The organism is Streptomyces sp. NPDC029466 (genome assembly GCF_055574515.1).
In genome coordinates this window covers 227,756-246,303 of sequence record NZ_JBVHZH010000001.1, presented here as the reverse complement: position 1 = coordinate 246,303, position 18,548 = coordinate 227,756, and the positions used below count along the sequence as shown (strand labels likewise).

Below are 18,548 nucleotides of genomic sequence, written 5' to 3'. Positions count from 1 at the left end.
ACGCCCCACGCCCCACGCACACCAACGACCACCGCCCCTCCCACTCCCACCCCATCCACCCACCCCCTGTGACGCACGCAACATTCCCCCCGCCTTGACGCACCCCCCGTGTAATCGATTTCGTAGCCCCCACGCATTTCTCGCGGAAACGATTACACGGCGATCACGGCGCCCCCGTACGGGAGGCGCGAACAGCGACCAGCGGACAAACGGAACGGCGACGGTGCCATGGCGAACATCAAGGATGTGGCGGAGCGGGCAGGGGTGTCCGTGGCCACGGTTTCGCGGGTGCTCAATGGCCACAGTCCGGTCGCCGAGACCCGGGAGCGGGTGCTCACCGCCGTACGGGACCTGGGCTACCGGCCCAACAACGTCGCCCGCGCGCTGCGCACCGCGCGGACCGGTGCGCTCGGTCTGATCATCAGCGATCTCACCAACCCCTTCTTCACCGAGCTGGCCGACGCCGTCGAGGACGAGGCCCGCAGCCTCGGCTACAGCATGGTCATCGGCAATGCCGGTGAGCGCCCCGAGCAGCAGGACGACTACATCCGCACCCTGCTCGACCGCCGGATCGACGGACTGCTGGTCAGCTCGGCCGGTACCGGTTCGGCGATGCTCAGCGAGGTCGTGGCCTCCGGCACCCCGTTGGTGCTGCTGGACCGCACCGTGCCCGGTGTCGATGCCCCGTGCGTCCGCGCCGACGGCCGTACCGCGCTCACCGAGCTCGCCGCCCATCTCGCCGCCCACGGCCGCCGCCGCCCCGCGATCATCGTCGCACCGGCCGGCACCCCCACCGGCGACGAGCGCCTCGGGTTCTTCCGTACGGCGCTGGGCGGGTACGGCCTCACCCTGCCCGACGAGCGGGTCGGTGCCACCCCCGACCTCCAGCCCACCGGCGGCCGGCAGGTGATGAGCGCGTTCCTCGACCTCGCGGAGCCGCCGGACGCGGTGCTGGCCACCGACAACCTGATGGCGCTGGGTGCGATGGACGAACTCCGCGCCCGCGGGCTGCGGGTCCCCGACGATGTGGCGCTGGTGGTGTACGACGACGTGCCGTGGTTCGCGCACACCGATCCGCCGCTGACCGCCATCGCCCAGCCCACCCGGGAACTGGGCCGGGCCGCCGTCCACACCCTGCTGGCGCGGATCGAGGGCCGGCCGGCCGACTCGGTGCTGCTGCCGGCCCGGCTGGTCACCCGCCGCTCCTGCGGCGAAGTGCCCGCCCCCTGAGCCGGCCCGCCCGGTTGCCCGGTCCGGCACTCCGGACCCGGCTCCCCCGTCCGGGCGGGCCACCCCAGCCAGTCACCACCACCCCAGCCAGTCACCACCACCCCAGCCAGTCACCACCGCCCACGCACGCCACCACCCACGCACACCACCGCCCACCGCCCCACCGGACCAAGGCCCACCCAGGCCGGCCACCACCACCCAGGCCGGCCACCGCCACCCACCACCACCCATCACCACCCATCACCACCCACCCGAGCCGGCGACCCCACCGCCCACCCGAACCAGCCATCACCCAACCCACCCAGGAAGAGAGGGGCAGCGCATGACCGGCGTCAACGACGACGTACCGGGCGGCCGCGAACTGCTGCGCGTGGAGGGGGTGACGAAGTCGTTCCCGGGTGTCCGCGCGCTCGACGGCGTGGACCTGACCCTGCGCGCCGGTGAGGTGCATGTCCTGCTCGGCGAGAACGGTGCGGGCAAGAGCACCCTCATCAAGATGCTCTCCGGCGCCCACCGCCCCGACGAGGGCCGTCTCCTCGTGGACGGCGACGAGGCCGGCATCCGTTCGGCGCAGGACGCCGAACGGCTCGGCATCGCCACCATCTACCAGGAGTTCAACCTCGTCCCCGGGCTGACCGTCGCCGAGAACATCTTCCTGGGCCGGCAGCCGCGCACCCGGCTCGGGCTGGTCGACAAGAAGGCGATGCGGGCCCGGGCCGCCGAACTGCTGCGGCGGGTACGGCTCGACGTGTCCCCGAACACCCCGGTCGCCGAACTGGGCATCGCCCGCCTCCAGATGGTCGAGATCGCCAAGGCGCTCAGCCTGGACGCCCGTGTCCTGATCATGGACGAGCCGACCGCGGTGCTGACCTCCGAGGAGGTCGAGACCCTCTTCGAGATCGTCCGCGAACTGCGCGACACCGGCGTCGGCATCATCTTCATCACCCACCACCTGGAGGAGATCGGCGCGCTCGGCGACCGGGTGACGGTCCTGCGGGACGGCCGTTCCGTCGCGGAGGTGCCGGCCTCGACGGACGAGGACGAGCTGATCCGCCTGATGGTGGGCCGGGACATCGCCGAGCAGTACCCGCGCCGCCGCCCCGACGAGCCGGGCGCACCCCTGCTGCGCGTCCGCGGGCTGACCCGTAACGGCACCCCGGCCGGACCGGTCTTCGAGGGCATCGACTTCGAGGTACGGGCCGGTGAGGTCGTGGGCCTGGCCGGGCTGGTCGGCGCGGGCCGCACCGAGGTCGTCCGGGCGATCTTCGGCGTGGACCGCTATGACGCCGGCACGGTCGAGATCGACGGCGAGCAGCTGGCCCGCGGCGATGTCCGGGCCGCGATGCGCGCCGGGCTCGGCCTCGTACCGGAGGACCGCAAGGGCCAGGGCCTGGTGCTGGACGCCTCCCTCCAGGACAACCTCACCCTCGCCCGGCTCGACCGCGACACCCGCGGCGGGCTGGTGGACCGGGGCGCGCAGCGGCGCGAAGCGGCCACCGCCGCCGAGCGGTTGAAGGTCCGGATGAGCGGCCTGGGCCAGAGCGCCCGCACCCTCTCCGGCGGCAACCAGCAGAAGATCGTCATCGGCAAGTGGCTGCTGACGGACACCCGGCTGCTGATCCTCGACGAGCCGACGCGCGGGATCGACGTCGGCGCCAAGGTCGAGATCTATCAGCTGATCAACGAGCTGACGGCGGCCGGCCGCGCGGTCCTGATGATCTCCAGCGATCTGCCCGAGGTCCTCGGGATGAGCGACCGGGTGCTGGTGATGTCACAGGGCCGGCTGGCCGGTGAGCTGTCGGCCGAAGAGGCCACCCAGGACGCCGTGATGGAACTGGCGCTCCAGTCCCCGCACGGCACGACCACGACCACGACCACGACCACGAAGCACAACGACGAGAGCGCGATGGAGGGCTCCGATGTCCACTGAGGTGAAGACAGGAGCCGCCGCCGAGGCGGTGGGACGGGCACCGGACCGGGACGGCTTCGGGCCGTGGTTCTCCCGGGCGGTCCTCAGGAACGGCCCGCTCGGCGGGCTGATCGCCCTGGTCGTCGTGATGGCGGTGCTGTCCGGGGACTTCCTCAACGGGCAGAACCTCCTCAACGTCGGCGTCCAGGCGTCGGTCACCGCGATCCTCGCCTTCGGCGTCACCTTCGTGATCGTCTCGGCCGGTATCGATCTGTCGGTCGGCTCGGTCGCCGCGCTCTCCGCCACCGTCGTGGCCTGGGCGGCCACCAACGAGGGCCTGCCCGTCTGGATGGCGGTACTGCTCGGCCTGGCGGTCGGCGCGGCGGCCGGTCTGGTCTCCGGCGCGCTGGTCGCCTACGGCAAACTGCCCGCCTTCATCGCCACGTTGGCGATGCTCTCGGTCGGCCGTGGCCTCGCCCTCGTCATCTCCGGCGGCTCGCCGATCGCCTTCCCCGGCTCGGTCGGCGCGCTCGGTGACACCCTCGGCGGCTGGCTGCCGGTGCCCGTGCTCGTCATGATCGCGATGGGGCTGATCGCCGCGCTGGTGCTGGCCCGTACGCATGCCGGCCGGGCGATGTTCGCGATCGGCGGCAACGAGGAGGCGGCCCGGCTCTCCGGCATCCACGTCAAGCGCCGCAAGCTCGCGATCTACGCGCTGTCCGGGGTGTTCGCCGCGGTCGCCGGCATCGTGCTCGCCGCCCGGCTCACCTCCGCCCAGCCGCAGGCCGCCACCGGCTACGAGCTGGACGCCATCGCCGCCGTCGTCATCGGCGGGGCCAGCCTCTCCGGCGGTTCCGGCAAGGCCTCCGGCACCCTCATCGGTGCGCTGATCCTCGCCGTCCTGCGCAACGGCCTCAACCTGCTGAGCGTCTCGGCGTTCTGGCAGCAGGTCGCCACCGGACTGGTCATCGCGGTGGCGGTGCTCCTGGACACGCTGCGCCGCCGGAGCGCGCGATGAACGCCCCGCGGAACACCCGGCGGAACGCCTGGCAGAGCACCCGGATCAAGGCGTCGCTGGCGGCCGGGCTGGCCGCGACCGTCGCCCTGGGCCTGGCCGGCTGCGACCGCGGCGGCAACACCGATCTGGGGCTCGCGCTGTCCACGATGAACAACCCGTTCTTCGTCGGCATCAAGGAAGGCGCCCAGGCCGAGGCGGACGCCCGCGGTCTGCACCTCAACATCACCGACGCCCAGAACGACCCCACCCAGCAGATCAACCAGATGGAGACGTTCACCAGCCAGAACGTCAAGGCGGCCATCATCAACCCGGTCGACTCCGACGCCGCGGTCCCGGCCGTCGGCGTCGCCAACCGGGCCAAGGTGCCGGTCATCTCCATCGACCGGGGCGTCAACGGCGGCACGGTCGGCTCGACCATCGCCTCCGACAACGTCGCGGGCGGCCGGCTCGCCGCGAAGACCCTGGCCGAATCGCTCGGCGGCAAGGGCAAAGTGGCCTTCCTGGAGGGCCAGGCCGGCACCTCCGCCGCCCGCGAGCGCGGCAAGGGCTTCGAAGAGGGCATCAAGAAGTACCCCGGCATCCAGGTCGTCGCCCGGCAGCCCGCGGACTTCGACCGCACCAAGGGCATGGACGTGATGACCAACATGCTCCAGGCGCACCGCGACATCGGCGGGGTGTTCGCCGCCAACGACGAGATGGCGCTGGGCGCGTCCAAGGCGCTGGGCGGCCGCTCCGGCAAGGACGTCAAGGTGGTGGCGTTCGACGGCACCCCGGACGGGGTCAAGGCGGTCCGCGGTGGCACCCTGACCGCCACCGTCGCCCAGCAGCCGGAACTCCTCGGCAAGCAGGCCGTGGACTGGGCGCTGAAGGCCGCCCTTGGTGAGAAGCTGCCGCGGTCGGTGCGGGTGCCGGTGGTGCTGGTGACCGCCAAGAACGCCGCGAAGTTCGACGACTGAGAGCGTGGCCCGGCACGGCCGACGGGGCCGCCGGGAATGACAGATGAGAAGAGTGGGAGAGCGGTGCATGTATGACGTCCTGGTGGTCGGCTCGGCCAACGCGGATCTGACGGTACGGGTCGACCGGCGGCCCGGCGCGGGCGAGACGGTGCTCGGCACGGACCTGGTCGAATCGGCCGGCGGCAAGGGCGCCAACCAGGCGGCCGCCGCCGCCCGGATCGGCGGGCGCACCGCGCTGCTGGCGCGGGTCGGCGGCGATGCGTACGGGGAGCTGCTGCTGGATGCCCAGCGCGCCGCGGGCACCGATGTCACCCCGGTCATCGTGGACGGGACGGCCCGCACCGGCACCGCGATGATCATCGTCGACCCGGACGGTGACAACAGCATCGTGGTCTCGCCGGGCGCCAACGCCGCGCTCACCCCGCAGGACGTGGCCGCCGCGAAGGACACCATCGCCGCCTCCGCGGTGGTCTCCCTCCAGCTGGAGATCCCCATGGAGTCCGTACGGGCCGCCGCCGCGGCCGCCGAACAGGCCGGCACCCGCGTCGTGCTCAACCCCTCCCCGGCCCCCGCGGCGGATCTGGCCCCCGAACTCCTCTCGGTGGCCGACCCGTTGGTGGTCAACGAGCACGAGGCGCGGCAGCTCTCCGGGCTGACCGACGGCACCCCGGCGCAGTGGGCGCAGGCCCTGCGCGACCGGGGCGCCCGCTCCGTCGTGGTGACCCTGGGCGGCGACGGCGCGCTGGTCCTGGATGACTCCGGAGCCGAGAACGTCCCGGGCGTACGCGTCAAGGCCGTGGACACCACCGGCGCCGGCGACGCCTTCACCGGCGCCCTCGCCACCCGCCTGGCCCGCGGCGACACGCTGCCCGGGGCGGCGCGCTTCGCCGTACGGGTCGGCGCCGCCGCCGTCACCAAGCCGGGCGCCCAGCCGTCCTACCCGACCCGGGCGGAGCTGGAGGTCCTGGCGCCGGAACAGCCGGAGGGCTGAGGCCGGGGCGGCACCGCACGGGATTGCTCGGCGCCGCCCGGCGGTGCCCGCCCCTCACCGCCCGGCCAATTCCTTCGGCCCGTACAGCGCGTGGTCCGCGCCGGTCGCCAGTGCCCAGTAGCGGTCGCCGTAGGACCAGTGCCACCACTCGGTCGGGTAGTTGACCAGACCGGCGGCGGTCAGCGCGGCGTTCAGCACCCGGCGGTGGGCGCGGGCGGCGGGCGTCAGATCCGGCGCGGCCGTGTAGCAGGCGCCGTCGCTCTCCTCGGGGGAGGCGTTGATCGGGGTCCCCATGTCGACGGGTTCTCCCTCGGTGGTGACGAGGGTGAGGTCCACCGCGCCACCCGCGCTGTGCGGGGCGATCCCGGGCGGTGACACATAGCGGCTGGCGGCCTGGTGGAGCCGGCCGGCGTCCCAGCCGGGGTGGGCGGCGCGCAGTTCGTCCGCGTACTCCTCGAAGTAGCGGCGCTGGAGCCCCGGCGGCCGGTAGCCCTCGACGAACTGCAGCCGCAGCCCGTCCGGCAGCGATTCCTGCGCCGCCAGCAGCCGTGGGAGCACGCCCTCCCGCAGAAAGGCGAAGTCACCGAGCGGGTCGTTCCGGTCCTCGGCCACGAGCAGCGCGGGCGCCGCGGCCCGTACGTCCACCAGCGGCTCACCGCACTCCTCGACAGGGATCGCGGCCACCGCCGGGTCCGCCATCAGCGTGATCCGGTCGCGGACATCGGTGAACACCAGCTCCGCCCCGTCCCCCGGCACCGGCCCGGTCCACTCGGCGGCCGCCGCCACCCGCTCGCCCGACGGCAGCCAGGCGCCGCTGAGTCCGCACCCCGAAGCGGAGCCGCCGGTCCCCATGCCGTTGGCGAGCAGCACCTGCAGCCCCTGGTCCCGCGCCTGCCGCGCATATCGCGCCACGCGCTCCGCCGAGCCGTGGAAGGAGCTGGCGAGCGACACCCGGCAGCCGTCCGCCGCGGCCCGCGCCGCCACTTCGGGGACGCTGTTGTCGAAGCAGGTGGCGAGCGCGAACCGGATGCCGCCCAGGGTGCAGCGGCCGTCGGCGGTGCCCGGCGCGAACACGGAGTTCTCGTCCCCGTACAGATGGACCTTGTCGTAGCGGGTGACCAGGGCGCCGTCCGGGCCGATGACGAACGAGGAGATGGCCGGACGGGACCCACCGCCGGTGGCGCGGCCCGCCGCGTTCACGACCGCCGCGGTCCCGGTCGCCCGGCAGGCCTCCCGTACGGGTGCCAGCCGGGCATCGTCCGCCGTGACCGTCATGCCCTGCGGGGCGGCGGCTATCAGCGCCAGGTCGTAGTGCGTCAGCGCGAGTTCGGGGAAGACCACCAGCCCGGCGCCGCGCCCGGCGGCCTCGGTGAGGAGCCCGGCCATCCGGGCGGCATTGGCCTCGATATCGCCCGGTACCGGGAGGAATTGTGCGGCAGCAATGATCATTCGCCCATGATGCCGGGCGGGGTGGGTGGCCGCTGGGCGGTCTGCGGGTGGTCCGGGCGGATCGGCGCGGTCCGGGCGGGGTGGACCGGGCGGCGCGGGCCGACCGGGATGGTCCCGGCGGTCCGGTGGCCGCTCCCGCCGCCGGACCGCCCGCCCAAGGGGGCCCCTGGTCCGGCTACTTCCGGTCCGCCGCCCGTGCTGCCGCCGCCTCCGACGCCGCCACCGTCACGACCGCCCGCACCTGCCCGGTGATCGTGGTCCGGTTCCGTACGAAGACGGGGTCGGTGATCCGGCCGTGCGCCGGGTCCGTGTTGTCCGGGCCGAACTCCAGCACCGGTGTGTGCAGATGCCCGCCCGGGATCGCCGGTCGCACCGCGTCCCTCAGGAGCGTCGCCCGATAGGCGATCTCATTGGAGAGGTAGTCCCCGCCGCCCCCGGCACGCGCCGTGGAGCCCGGGGTCGGGCCGTCCGGCCGGTCGACGGGCGCGCCGCCGCCCGCCGGGATCTCGGTGACGGCGGTGTGGTCGACCACCGGGTACGGTCCGGTGCCGGCCGCCACGATCCGCGCGTACGGCAGGCTGGTGGTCGTCCACTGCGGCTGCGGCCGCACGGTCGGCACTCCCGCCGGGATCGGCACCAGCTCCGTACGCGAGTCCCGCGCGTTGTCCGGATAGCCGCCCCGCCAGGCCCCGTTGGTCCGCTCGACATCGAACCGGCCGGGCCGCCCCTGACTGACCGTCGTGAACAGATCGGCCTGCCGTGGTCCGCTCCGGAAGTGCGGCAGCAGGGTGCGCTCCACCGTGCCCGCCGCGAAGTCGGCCCACCGTACGGGGAAGACCGCGGTCTCGATGCGGGCGGGCTTCCCGGAGGCGGTCCGCACCGTCGTCCCGTCCAGCGCGAGCGCCGCCGCCCCCGACGGATTGCTCCGCCGGGCATCGGCGTCCAGCTGGAAGGGGTCGAAGCCGGTCACCACCACCCGCAGCACCTCCTTCCCGGCGGGCAGCGCGATCGAGTCCTGCCCACGCGAACCCCGCTCCAGCGACCCGAGCAGGGCATCGCGCCGGCCCTCGGACAGCCCGAACTCCGGCCGCCACTGCCGTAGTTCCTTCGCCATCCCGAGCCGCGCCCAATACAGCGGCCGGTCGTCGTCCCGGCTCAGATCGCCGCCGTCGGGCCCGCGGCCCTGCGCCCGGTCCACGGCCCGCCGCCACAGCGCCCGCCCCTCGCCCGCGACATAGCGCCGGGCCTCCGGGTAGCTCGTCACCCGCGCCAGCCCGCTCGCGAACTCCCGCTCCCACACATCGAATCCACTGCGCCGCAGGATCTCCTGCGGCGCCACCTGCGTCAGCCGCCCCTCCTCCACCGTGCTGTCCACCGCGGGGGCCGCGGCCGCCGGAGCCGTCAGGGCCAGCGGAACGGCGGCCATCAGCGCGACACCCAGCGCGCCCATCCTGGTACGTATGCGTCTCATGGGGGCGAGTAAAGCGGTGTGGGCGTGGGGGCGGTAGAGGTGCCGGCCTCCGCGCTGTCCGGTTCCTGCCCCTCGACTTGGGGCCTCGACCCGGCCCGGTGCGTGTCGGGTGACCGCGGATAGGGTTCCTGGTCCGGTCCGGTCCGGCACCGTCCCGCCGTGTCCGCCCGGTCCGGTCCGCCGCCGCGTCCGGCGCACTCCACGAGACTCAGGGGGATCTCTGTGGCCACTCCGCCACCGCCGCACGACCCGCACCCGCATGGCCAGCCGTACGGCCCACCGCCCATGGGGCCCTACCCGCAACAGCCCACAGCGCCCCACCCCCAACAGCCCGCGGGCGCCCGCCCGCAGGCGCCCGTCGGCCCGTACGACCCGCGGCCGGGGCAGCCGGCCGCCCCGTACCCGTACGACCGTCAGCAGCCCCTGCACCCGCACCCACACCCGTACCCGCACCCGCACCCGCAGTCGCACCCGCACCCGCACCCACACGCCGCCGACCCGGGCTGCCGGCTCTGCGGGGCCCGGCCCGCCGTGCAGGCCACCGTGCGCGGGCACCAGGGCCTCTTCCTCCTGATGCGCTTCCTCAGCCGCAGTGGAACGTTCTGCCGCTCCTGCGGGCTGGCCACCTACCGGGAGATGTCCGCGAAGACGCTCTGGCAGGGCTGGTGGAGCCCGCTGTCCGTGGTGGTCACCCCGGTCACCCTGCTGATGAACCTCGGCCCTCGAAGCCGCTTCCGCAAACTGGCCGCCCCCGTAGGCGGGTTCGGCCCCTCGCTCGACCCGGGCCGGTCGCTGCTGCGCCGGCCGGTGGCGCTGCTGTTCCTGGTGCCGATGGCGCTGGTGGTGCTGGCGATTCCCACCCTGTTCGTGCTCGGCGCGTTCGTCGAGGGCGCCGGTATCGGGCAGGCGCCCACCCTCGCGATCGGTGACTGTGTCCGCAACGAAGGGGACTGGGAGGACCAGGACCTGGAGATCGTCGACTGTGGTTCGGCCGACGCGGAGTACAAGGTGACCCGCCGGCTCGACACCGCCAAGGACGTGTGCGCCGACGGCGAGCTGCTCGCGGACCTCACCTACAGCCCGGACAGGATGACGATCTCCTGCCTCGCGCCGGCCCGGTAGCCGCACCCGGGCCCACGGGGTCTGCGGGGTCTCCGGGCTCGGCGGGGTCCAGGAGGTCTGCCAAGGCTCCGGCGTCAGCCCTCGCCGGGCCCGTCACCCGACCCCTCGCCCCGCCCCTCGCTCGCCCCGTCGCCCGACCCCTCGCCCGGCTCCTCACCCGGCCCCTCCCCGGTCCCGCCGGCCCGCCCCTGCCCGCACCCGAGCAGCGTCAGGAAGTCCCGGAAGGCCGCCGGCATCTCCACCTCCTCCGGGTCCAGCAGCCACTGCAACTGGAGCCCGTCCATCACGGCGGCCAGCAGCGGCGCCGCCCGCTCCGGGGTCAGACCGCCGGGCAGGGTGTCGCCGCATTCGGTCCGCAGGACCTCGGCCAGCGCGGCGCGGACGACGCGGAAGCGGCTCTCGAAGAATGCGCGCGCGGGATGGTCCTCGGTGACGCTGTCGGCGGCCAGCACCGTGTAGGTCCGGACGAGGCCGGGGCGGGTGGCGTTGTAGTCGACGAGCTGGGCGAGGGTGTCGGTGTGCCGGGTGCCGGCCGCCGCGGCCGCCGAGGCCAGATCCCAGCGGTCGCGCGTCTCCAGCACCCCCACCAGCAGCAGTTCCTTGGTGGGGAAGTGGTGCAGCAGGCCCTGCTGGGTCAGTCCGGCGCGTTCGGCGACGGCGGCGAGCGAGGTACGGCGGTAGCCGCGCTCGGCGATCAGCTCCATGGCGGCCTCCAGGATGGCCGCGCGCCGCTCCGCGCGCTGGGTCTCGCGCCCGCCACCGGCGCGCCGCGCACCCGGCCCGCCGCCGCGGGGTCCGCCCTGGTCTCGTGCAGTCACCGGCCGAGCGTAACCCTCCCGTGGAGATCCCGTACGGCTGATGTAACGGAAAAGTAACGGTGCCTACCGGTTGACAGGTGGGCCGGTAAGAATCCGGACGGGGGGTCCGCACGTCCATTCAGGGAACACCGGAGAGCCGCATGACCGACCACCATCCGCACGGCCCCGCCGCTGACGCCGCCCACCATCATGCCCGGGACCGCGCGCACGAGCACGCCGCGGCCGTCGAGCGGGCCCTCGCCGCGCTCGACCTCGACACCAAGGCCCGGCTGCTGTCCGGCCAGGACATGTGGACGCTGCCGGCCGTGCCCGCGATCGGGCTCCGGTCGCTGGTGATGTCGGACGGGCCGGTCGGGGTGCGGGGTCAGGAGTGGAGCCCCGAGGACCCCTCGGTGGCGCTGCCCAGCCCCACGGCGCTGGCCGCCACCTGGGACCCCGAGCTGGCCCGCCGGACCGGTCACCTGCTCGCCCAGGAAGCCCGCCGCAAGGGCGTGCACGTCCTGCTGGCACCGACCGTCAATCTGCACCGCTCACCGCTGGGCGGCCGGCACTTCGAGTGCTATGCGGAAGACCCGCTGCTCACCGGCGAGATCGGGGCCGGATATGTCCGTGGGGTGCAGGAGGGCGGCGTCGGTGCGACCGTCAAGCACTTCGTGGGCAACGACGCCGAGACCGACCGGCTCACCGTCGACAACCGCATCGCTCCCCGCCCGCTGCGCGAGCTCTATCTCGCGCCCTTCGAGCACATCGTCGAAAACGCCCGCCCCTGGGCCGTGATGACCGCCTACAACCAGGTCAACGGCTCGACGATGACCGAACACCGCGCTCTGGTCCAGGACGTGCTCCGCGGCGCATGGGGTTTCGACGGCTGCAACGTCTCCGACTGGACGGCCGCCCGTGACACCGTGCGCGCCCTGCGCGGCGGCCTGGACGTGGCGATGCCGGGGCCCCGCACGGTCTACGGCGAGCGGCTCGCCGGGGCCGTCCGCAGTGGTGAGGTGGCCGAGTCGGAGGTGGACGACGCGGTGCGCCGGGTGCTGCTGCTCGCCGCCCGTACGGGCTGTCTGGAGGGGGTGCCGGCCGCGGTCGACCCGGCCGGTGTCCCGCGGGAGGCCGACGGCCGGGCGGTGGCCCGTGAGGTCGCCCGGCGGGGGTGTGTCCTGCTGCGCAACGAGCCGGTGGGCGGTGCGCGGCGGGCGCTGCCGCTCGATGCCGCCGCGGTCCGCAGGGTCGCCGTGATCGGGGCGGCCGCGCGCGAGGCCCGGGTGCTCGGCGGCGGGTCCGCGACCGTCTTTCCCGACGCGGTCGTCTCCCCGCTGGAGGGGCTGCGCGCCGCGCTGCCCGACGACGTCGAGCTCACCTTCGCGGCCGGCACCGATCCGCGCTCCCGCGTCCCGCACGCCCGCGAGGGCTTCACGCTGCGCGCCCGCTACCTGGCCGCGGACGGCCGGCTGCTCGCCGAGACCACGCAGCGCGACGGCAAGGTGCAGGTGATGGGCCGCTTCCCCGAGGGCGTCACCCGGCAGAACCTGAGCGCCGTCGAACTGACCGGCAGCTTCACCCCGCGGCACACCGGCGGCCACACGCTCGCCGTCTCCGGCACCGGTGCGCTGCGGCTGACCGTCGGCGGCACGGTGCTCTTCGACGGCCACTGCGCACCGGAGGGCGGCGACCCCTTCGAGTCGTTCCTCAACCCCGTCGAGCGGCGGGTGACGGCGCAGCTGACGGCGGACGAGCGGGTCGAGGTCACGCTGCGGTACGTGCCGGACCACCCGGGCGGCTCCGGGGAGGGGCCGGCCGCGCTGCACTTCCTGCTCGGCCACCGCGCGCCGCAGGCCGACGCGGACACGGAGATCGCCGAGGCGGTCCGCGCCGCGGCCGACGCCGAAGTGGCGATCGTCGTCGTCGCCACCACCGAGGAGACCGAGTCCGAGGGCTTCGACCGCCGGGACCTGCGGCTGCCGGGCCGCCAGGACGAGCTGGTCCGCCGGGTCGCCGCCGCCAACCCGCACACCGTGGTGGTCGTCAACTCCGGCTCCCCGGTGGAGCTTCCTTGGCGCGAGCAGGTCCCCGCCGTGCTGCTGAGCTGGTTCCCCGGGCAGGAGGCCGGGGCGGCGCTGGCGGACGTGCTGCTCGGCGCCCATGAGCCGGGCGGCCGGCTGCCCACCACCTGGCCGGCCCGCCTCGACGACGCGCCGGTCACCACCGTCACCCCGACCGACGGGCAACTCGACTACGCCGAGGGCGTGTTCGTCGGATACCGCGCCTGGCAGCGGTCCGCCGTCGCGCCCGCCTACCCCTTCGGCCACGGCCTCGGCTACACCGACTGGGAGTACGAGTCGCTGGACACCACCCCGGACTCGGTGCGGGTACGCGTCCGCAACGCGGGCGACCGGCCCGGCCGCGAGGTCGTCCAGATCTATCTGGCGCCCACCGAGGACGCCGCCCCCGACGCTCCGGAGCGCCCGGTGCGCTGGCTGGCCGGCTTCGCCGTCGTCGAGGCCGGCCCCGGGGAGAGCGCCGAGGCCGAAATCCCGCTGCCGGACCGGGCGTTCGCGGTCTGGGACGCGGAGGGCGGTGACTGGCAGCGGGTCAAGGGCGTCTATCTCGTCGAGGCGGCGCACAGCGTCGACGACCGCAGGCTGACGGCGGAGGTCACCGTCGGCTGACGGGGCCGGAGGCGGGGGCGCTCCTCCCCAGGGACGCCCCCGCCGGTCCCGGCACCCGCCAGTCCGGTCCCGGCGCACGCCCGTCCCGTCCCGGCACCCGCCCGTCCGGACCCTCATCGCGACCGTCCCCTCATGACGGCACCACCGACACATCACCGCCGCTCGTCCGTGCCGTGATCTTGTGCGCGGAGCCCTTGTCCGTCGGGACGGAGACCTTGCGATCGCCGCCGCTGGTCGTGGCCTCCACGGCGTAGGAGCCCTTCGGCAGCCGGATGGTGACATTGCCTCCGCTGGTACGGCCCGATATCTCGTCGGGCGCCGAGGACAGCGCGAGATCCACATCGCCGCCGCTGGTCCGTGCCTTGGCGGTGCGGGCCGTGGAGTCCTTGACGGTGATGTCCCCGCCGCTGGTCTCCGCGGCGATGCCGCCGGTGGCGCCGCGGACGGTGATGTCCCCACCGCTGGTGCGCAGATCGACCGAGGCGTTGCGCGGCAGCAGCACCCGGTAGGCCACCTCGCACCGGCGTCCCATGCCGCAGTCCTCGGCCTCCAGCGTCAGCCGGCCGTCCTTGACCTCGTGCGAGGGGCTCGGCTTGCGGTCGTTGTAGACGTACTTCTCCGTCACCTTCACCTGGCCGCCGGCGTCGACCGGGACGACCTCGATGTTCCCGCCGTGCGTCGTCGCCGACAGCGCGGTGACCTTGCCGGGCACGGTGTACGTACGCTGCGCCTCCTTGTCCGGGCCGAACCCCGTCAGCGAGCAGCCGGTCATCAGCACGGCCGACGCGGCACAGGACAGCACGAGATACGAGGTACGCAGGCGGGCCATGGTGAGAGGTCTCCTGGGGCAGCAGTGAACGGAAACGGAACGGATCGGACAACCGATCGGTGCCATCGTCCCGCCCCGGCCCCTTCCTTGGCGTCGCCGCACAGGATGACCTTGGCGCAGCCGTGCCCTTAAGGGTTTCCCCCAGCCCGCGGCCGCACCGAGAACCTGTACACGGTTTCCGAGTGATAGGTCTCGCCGGGCCGCAGCACCGTGCTGGGGTAGTCCGGGCGGTTCGGGGAGTCCGGGAAGTGCTGGGTTTCCAGGGCCAGTCCGGCCGCCGGACCGTAGGGGACGCCCGAGGTGCCGGTCAGGGTGCCGTCGAGATGGTCGGCGGTGTAGAGCTGGAGGCCGGGCTCGGTGGTGGCCAGGGTCAGGGCCCGTCCGGAGCGCGGGTCGTACAACTCGGCGACGGTGCGCGGTGCGTGGCACACCCGGCCGTCCAGCGCGAAGTTGTGGTCGAAGGCGCCGCCCACCGCGCGCGCCGTACGGAAGTCGAAGCGGGTGCCGGCGACTTCGGCCGGTGCGCCGGGCACCGGAATGCCGCCGGTGTCGCACGGCGTGTACCGGGACGCCGCCAGCCGCAGCTCGTGCCCGGTGGCGCTGCCGCTGCCGTCCCCGCCCAGGTTGAGGTATGTGTGGTTGGTGAGGTTGACGACGGTCGGTGCGTCGGTCCGCGCCCGGGAGACGATGCGCAGCGCGCCGCCGGGGGAGAGGGTGTAGGTCACGCTGACGTCCAGGGCACCCGGGAAGCCCTCCTCACCGTCCGGAGAGACCCGGTGCAGCCGCACTCCGCCGTCGACCGGCCGGGCCTGCCACACCACCCGGGAGAAGTTCCGCGGCCCGCCGTGCAGGCTGTGGGGCCCGTTGTTCGGCGTCAGTTCCCAGGTCCGGCCGTCGAGTCGGAACGACGCCCCGGCGATCCGGTTCGCATACCGCCCGACCAGCGCGCCGAAGTGCGACCCGCCGTGCGTGACATACGAGCCGAGGTCGGCGAAGCCCAGTGCCAGCTGCCCCCGCGCCCCGTCCCGGTCCGGGGCCTCCACCGTCTGGATGATTGCGCCGTAGGTCAGGACACGGACCCGCACCCCGCCGGGCCCCGACTCCAGGGTCCAGCGGTCGACGGGCGTACCGTCCTCCAGAGTGCCGAAGGCTTCCCTGCTGACCTGCGTCTTCATGGCAGCGAGCCTATGCCCGCCGGCCATCGGGCGGCGCCGGGGGAGCGCGTTCAGCCGCTGCGGCCGGGCCGGGTGATGGTGCGGAACGCCAGCTCCGCCAGCTCCTTCTGGCCGCCGGTGCCGGGGTGGAACCAGTCCCAGGTGCTCAACTGCCGCCCCGTGAAGCGGTAGTCGAAGACCGACTTGTCGAACCGGCACAGCGGATCGGTGCCGCACACCTCCGCCAGCGCCGTGTTGTACGCCATCACCCGGCCTTGGACCTCCGCCCGCCGGTCGTGCGCCGCCTTGGACAGATCATCCGGATCGCGCAGCATGGACCCGCAGATGCCCAGCTTCCACACCTGCTTGCCGAGCGGGTTCTTGCGCCCTTCCGACCACAGCCGCAGCAGATCCGGCACCGCCGCGACATACACCTGGGTGTGCGGCAGGGCCCGCCGCAGGTACTTCATGGACCGTGCGAAGTCGGCGCGGAAGGCGTCCGCCGGGGTCATCGAGCGGACATCGCGCCGGCAGGCGTCGTTGGCGCCGATCAGGACCGTGACCAGCTGGGGCTTCCGGTCGGCGGCCGCGGTGATCTGGTCCGGCAGATCGCGCATCAGCGCACCGGTCCGGGCGAGGTTCCAGCTGTGTGTGGCGGGGCGTTTGACCAGCCGTCGGGCGAGGCTGTCGACCTTGGGGTCGGTGCCGGTGGCCCAGGAGACCTGCGGGCAGTCGGAGAGGACGGTGCAGGCGTCGAAGCCCACGGTGATGGAGTCGCCGAGGGCGGCGATCGAGTGGGGGTTGGTGCGCCACACGGGCGCCTTGGCGGCCTTGCGCTTGCCCCCGGCGCCGGACTGCGGAGCGGAGCCGTCACCACTACAGGCGGTGAGGGCGATCACCAGTGCGGAACCGATGGCGACGCTGCGTGAGGAGCGGAGGTCGAAGCGGCGGCGCCGGGTGCGAAAGGCCCGATCGATCCGCGTCATCCCCTGTCCCCCTCCGGCGTGCGAGTGATATCTCTTCGGGTACCGACGGTACGTCACGCCCTCGACCGGCACCGCGCGATAGCTTTGCCCCGTGCTTGCCGGGCGGTGACGCAAAGTGGCAAGTGCAGTCGGCACAGACAAATTACATCACGTCATTTCCTGTCCCTTTTGCGGCAAATTCCGCCTAATGGTGTTTACTGTAGGTCACCAGCATGCTGGTGCCGAAGTGGTCACTGGGGCAGAATGGCAACTGTCCCGGCCGCAACCGGAACGGGCACGAGGCCGCTGGGGAAGGCGAACCTCGAACCGCACTGGAGGTCCCGGTGACGACACGTGGAGTTCTGTACGTCCACTCCGCTCCGCGCGCGCTGTGCCCGCACGTCGAATGGGCCGTCGCGGGCGTCCTCGGTGTGCGCGTCAACCTCGACTGGATCCGCCAGCCGGCGTCCCCGGGCACATGGAGAGCCGAGTTCTCGTGGCAGGGCGAGGCCGGCACGGCCTCCAAGCTGGCCTCGGCGCTGCGCGGCTGGCATCTGCTGCGCTTCGAGGTGACCGCGGAACCCTGCTCCACCGCGGAGGGCGAGCGCTACAGCTCCACCCCCGATCTGGGGATCTTTCACGCCGTCACGGGCATCCACGGCGACATCCTCATCCCCGAGGACCGGCTGCGCGCCGCGGTCGCCCGCTCGGCGAGCGGCGAGACCGAGCTGGCCGCCGAGGTCGCCAAGCTCCTCGGCAAGCCCTGGGACGACGAGCTGGAGCCCTTCCGGTACGCGGGCGAGGGCGCCCCGGTGCGCTGGCTGCACCAAGTCGTATGAGGAGTGAGGCGCCGGTCCGCTGCCTCCACCAGGTCGTCTGACCCACCGGCAGGCCCCCGACACGCGGCGGCGGTTGCCTTCGAGCGCGCTCCACGTCCTAGCGTGCGCTCATGGCCGACAACACGTCATCCGACACTCTTTCCGTAGCGGTGCTCGGCACCGGCATCATGGGCGCGGCGATGGCCCGCAATCTCGCCGCCGCCGGTCTGGACGTGCGCGCCTGGAACCGGACGCGCGCCAGGGCCGAGCCGCTGGCCGCCGACGGCGTCCGGGTCGCCGGCAGCCCCGCCGAGGCGGTGGACGGCGCCGAGGTGGTCCTCACGATGCTGCTCGACGGGGAGGCCGTCCTCGACGCGCTCCGGCAGGCCGCCGGCGCGCTGCCGCCCGGCGCACTGCTTCTCCAGATGAGCACGGTCGGCACCCACGGGCTCGCCCCGCTCGCCCGGTTCGCCGACGAGCACCGCCTGCGCTTCGTGGACGCCCCCGTACTGGGCACCAAGGTGAACGCGGAGAAAAGCGAGTTGACGGTCCTGGCGGCCGGCCCGCAGGACGTACGGGAGCGCGCCGCGCGGGTCTTCGACATCATCGGGAGCACCACCCGGTGGGTCGGCGAGGACGGTGCGAGCGGGGCCGCCAGCCGCCTCAAGCTCGTCATCAACAGCTGGGTGCTGACCGTCGTCAACGGCACCGGCGAGGCGCTGGCGCTCGCCAAGGGGCTCGGTGTGGACCCGCGCGACTTCCTCGCCGCGGTCGCCGGCGGAGCCCTCGACCTGCCCTATCTGCGGCTGAAATCCGAGCTGATCCTGGCCGATAACTACCCTGCGAGCTTCACGGTGTCCGCGGCCCGCAAGGACGCCCGGCTCATCACGGAGGCCGCCGGGGAGGCCGGAGTACGGATGGATCTGGTGGCGGCGGACGCGGAACGCCTGCGCCGGGCCGAGGAACAGGGCCACGGCCACAAGGACGCCGCGGCGGCGTACTTCGCCAGCTTCGACGGCTGAAACGGCAGCGGGGGGGGGGGGGGGGGGGGGGGGGGGGGGGGGGGGGAGGGGGGGGGGGGGGGGATGCGAAGAAAAAGAAAGAAAAAAAAAAAACATGGAGGTGCGAAACAAAAAAAAAGGTGGGCGT

At 73.5% G+C, this 18,548-nt stretch carries 13 protein-coding genes and 1 pseudogene; 8 read left to right on the top strand and 6 right to left on the bottom strand.

What is annotated here, in order from left to right:
• Positions 1–228: 228 nt before the first annotated feature.
• The 4 genes and pseudogenes from ACZ4XD_RS01080 (at position 229) to ACZ4XD_RS01065 (ending at position 6,104) form a co-directional block, all read left to right on the top strand.
• Positions 229–1,230 carry a LacI family DNA-binding transcriptional regulator gene (locus tag ACZ4XD_RS01080; RefSeq protein ID WP_468036936.1) on the top strand — a complete coding sequence of 334 codons (1,002 nt, stop codon included), beginning with the start codon at positions 229–231 and terminating at the stop codon, positions 1,228–1,230.
• A 322-nt stretch (positions 1,231–1,552) separates the two neighbouring features.
• Entirely contained in the window at positions 1,553–3,160 is a 1,608-nt protein-coding gene (locus ACZ4XD_RS01075; protein WP_468036934.1) for a sugar ABC transporter ATP-binding protein, read from the top strand.
• Positions 3,150–5,113 (top strand): annotated as a pseudogene (locus tag ACZ4XD_RS01070) (ABC transporter permease/substrate-binding protein). Before ACZ4XD_RS01075 ends, ACZ4XD_RS01070 begins: the two are co-directional and overlap by 11 nt.
• Before the next feature lie 67 nt (positions 5,114–5,180).
• Positions 5,181–6,104, top strand: coding sequence for a ribokinase (locus ACZ4XD_RS01065; protein ID WP_468036932.1), 924 nt, complete (start codon positions 5,181–5,183; stop codon positions 6,102–6,104).
• A 54-nt stretch (positions 6,105–6,158) separates the two neighbouring features.
• On the opposite strand, the gene ACZ4XD_RS01060 is transcribed toward ACZ4XD_RS01065, so the two are convergent.
• Positions 6,159–7,553 (bottom strand): nitrilase-related carbon-nitrogen hydrolase, encoded by a 1,395-nt coding sequence (locus ACZ4XD_RS01060; protein WP_468036930.1) that lies wholly within the window; start codon positions 7,551–7,553, stop codon positions 6,159–6,161.
• Between the two features lie 175 nt (positions 7,554–7,728).
• Positions 7,729–9,024: a pyroglutamyl peptidase gene (locus ACZ4XD_RS01055; RefSeq protein WP_468036928.1), complete on the bottom strand. Its 1,296-nt coding sequence runs from the start codon at positions 9,022–9,024 to the stop codon at positions 7,729–7,731.
• Between the two features lie 222 nt (positions 9,025–9,246).
• Here ACZ4XD_RS01055 and ACZ4XD_RS01050 point away from each other — a divergent pair, with 222 nt between their 5' ends.
• The gene (locus tag ACZ4XD_RS01050) at positions 9,247–10,146 is read left to right on the top strand and encodes an LppU/SCO3897 family protein (RefSeq protein WP_468036926.1); all 900 of its coding nucleotides are present in this window, start codon (positions 9,247–9,249) and stop codon (positions 10,144–10,146) included.
• 74 nt (positions 10,147–10,220) lie between these two features.
• Here the strand turns inward: ACZ4XD_RS01050 and ACZ4XD_RS01045 are convergent, their stop codons facing one another.
• Entirely contained in the window at positions 10,221–10,964 is a 744-nt protein-coding gene (locus ACZ4XD_RS01045; protein ID WP_468036924.1) for a TetR/AcrR family transcriptional regulator, read from the bottom strand.
• Positions 10,965–11,104: 140 nt separating this feature from the next.
• Between ACZ4XD_RS01045 and ACZ4XD_RS01040 the strand changes: the two genes are divergently transcribed.
• Positions 11,105–13,633 (top strand): beta-glucosidase, encoded by a 2,529-nt coding sequence (locus ACZ4XD_RS01040; RefSeq protein WP_468036922.1) that lies wholly within the window; start codon positions 11,105–11,107, stop codon positions 13,631–13,633.
• Between the two features lie 130 nt (positions 13,634–13,763).
• On the opposite strand, the gene ACZ4XD_RS01035 is transcribed toward ACZ4XD_RS01040, so the two are convergent.
• The 3 genes from ACZ4XD_RS01035 to ACZ4XD_RS01025 all read right to left on the bottom strand — a co-directional run bounded on the left by ACZ4XD_RS01035 (position 13,764) and on the right by ACZ4XD_RS01025 (position 16,602).
• Entirely contained in the window at positions 13,764–14,462 is a 699-nt protein-coding gene (locus ACZ4XD_RS01035; protein WP_468036920.1) for a DUF4097 family beta strand repeat-containing protein, read from the bottom strand.
• A 128-nt stretch (positions 14,463–14,590) separates the two neighbouring features.
• Positions 14,591–15,637 (bottom strand): aldose epimerase family protein, encoded by a 1,047-nt coding sequence (locus tag ACZ4XD_RS01030; RefSeq protein ID WP_468036918.1) that lies wholly within the window; start codon positions 15,635–15,637, stop codon positions 14,591–14,593.
• A 50-nt stretch (positions 15,638–15,687) separates the two neighbouring features.
• The gene (locus tag ACZ4XD_RS01025) at positions 15,688–16,602 is read right to left on the bottom strand and encodes an SGNH/GDSL hydrolase family protein (RefSeq protein ID WP_468036916.1); all 915 of its coding nucleotides are present in this window, start codon (positions 16,600–16,602) and stop codon (positions 15,688–15,690) included.
• 323 nt (positions 16,603–16,925) lie between these two features.
• Here ACZ4XD_RS01025 and ACZ4XD_RS01020 point away from each other — a divergent pair, with 323 nt between their 5' ends.
• Positions 16,926–17,420 (top strand): DUF3145 domain-containing protein, encoded by a 495-nt coding sequence (locus tag ACZ4XD_RS01020; RefSeq protein WP_042154367.1) that lies wholly within the window; start codon positions 16,926–16,928, stop codon positions 17,418–17,420.
• Positions 17,421–17,530: 110 nt separating this feature from the next.
• Positions 17,531–18,421 carry an NAD(P)-dependent oxidoreductase gene (locus tag ACZ4XD_RS01015; RefSeq protein WP_468036914.1) on the top strand — a complete coding sequence of 297 codons (891 nt, stop codon included), beginning with the start codon at positions 17,531–17,533 and terminating at the stop codon, positions 18,419–18,421.
• Positions 18,422–18,548 lie beyond the last annotated feature (127 nt).

Coding starts and splice junctions, on each gene's coding strand:
- ACZ4XD_RS01080 (WP_468036936.1), top strand. CDS start 229: ATGGCGAACATCAAGGATGTGGCGGAGCGGGCAGGGGTGTCCGTGGCC.
- ACZ4XD_RS01075 (WP_468036934.1), top strand. CDS start 1,553: ATGACCGGCGTCAACGACGACGTACCGGGCGGCCGCGAACTGCTGCGC.
- ACZ4XD_RS01065 (WP_468036932.1), top strand. CDS start 5,181: ATGTATGACGTCCTGGTGGTCGGCTCGGCCAACGCGGATCTGACGGTA.
- ACZ4XD_RS01060 (WP_468036930.1), bottom strand. CDS start 7,553: ATGATCATTGCTGCCGCACAATTCCTCCCGGTACCGGGCGATATCGAG.
- ACZ4XD_RS01055 (WP_468036928.1), bottom strand. CDS start 9,024: ATGAGACGCATACGTACCAGGATGGGCGCGCTGGGTGTCGCGCTGATG.
- ACZ4XD_RS01040 (WP_468036922.1), top strand. CDS start 11,105: ATGACCGACCACCATCCGCACGGCCCCGCCGCTGACGCCGCCCACCAT.
- ACZ4XD_RS01035 (WP_468036920.1), bottom strand. CDS start 14,462: ATGGCCCGCCTGCGTACCTCGTATCTCGTGCTGTCCTGTGCCGCGTCG.
- ACZ4XD_RS01030 (WP_468036918.1), bottom strand. CDS start 15,637: ATGAAGACGCAGGTCAGCAGGGAAGCCTTCGGCACTCTGGAGGACGGT.
- ACZ4XD_RS01025 (WP_468036916.1), bottom strand. CDS start 16,602: ATGACGCGGATCGATCGGGCCTTTCGCACCCGGCGCCGCCGCTTCGAC.
- ACZ4XD_RS01015 (WP_468036914.1), top strand. CDS start 17,531: ATGGCCGACAACACGTCATCCGACACTCTTTCCGTAGCGGTGCTCGGC.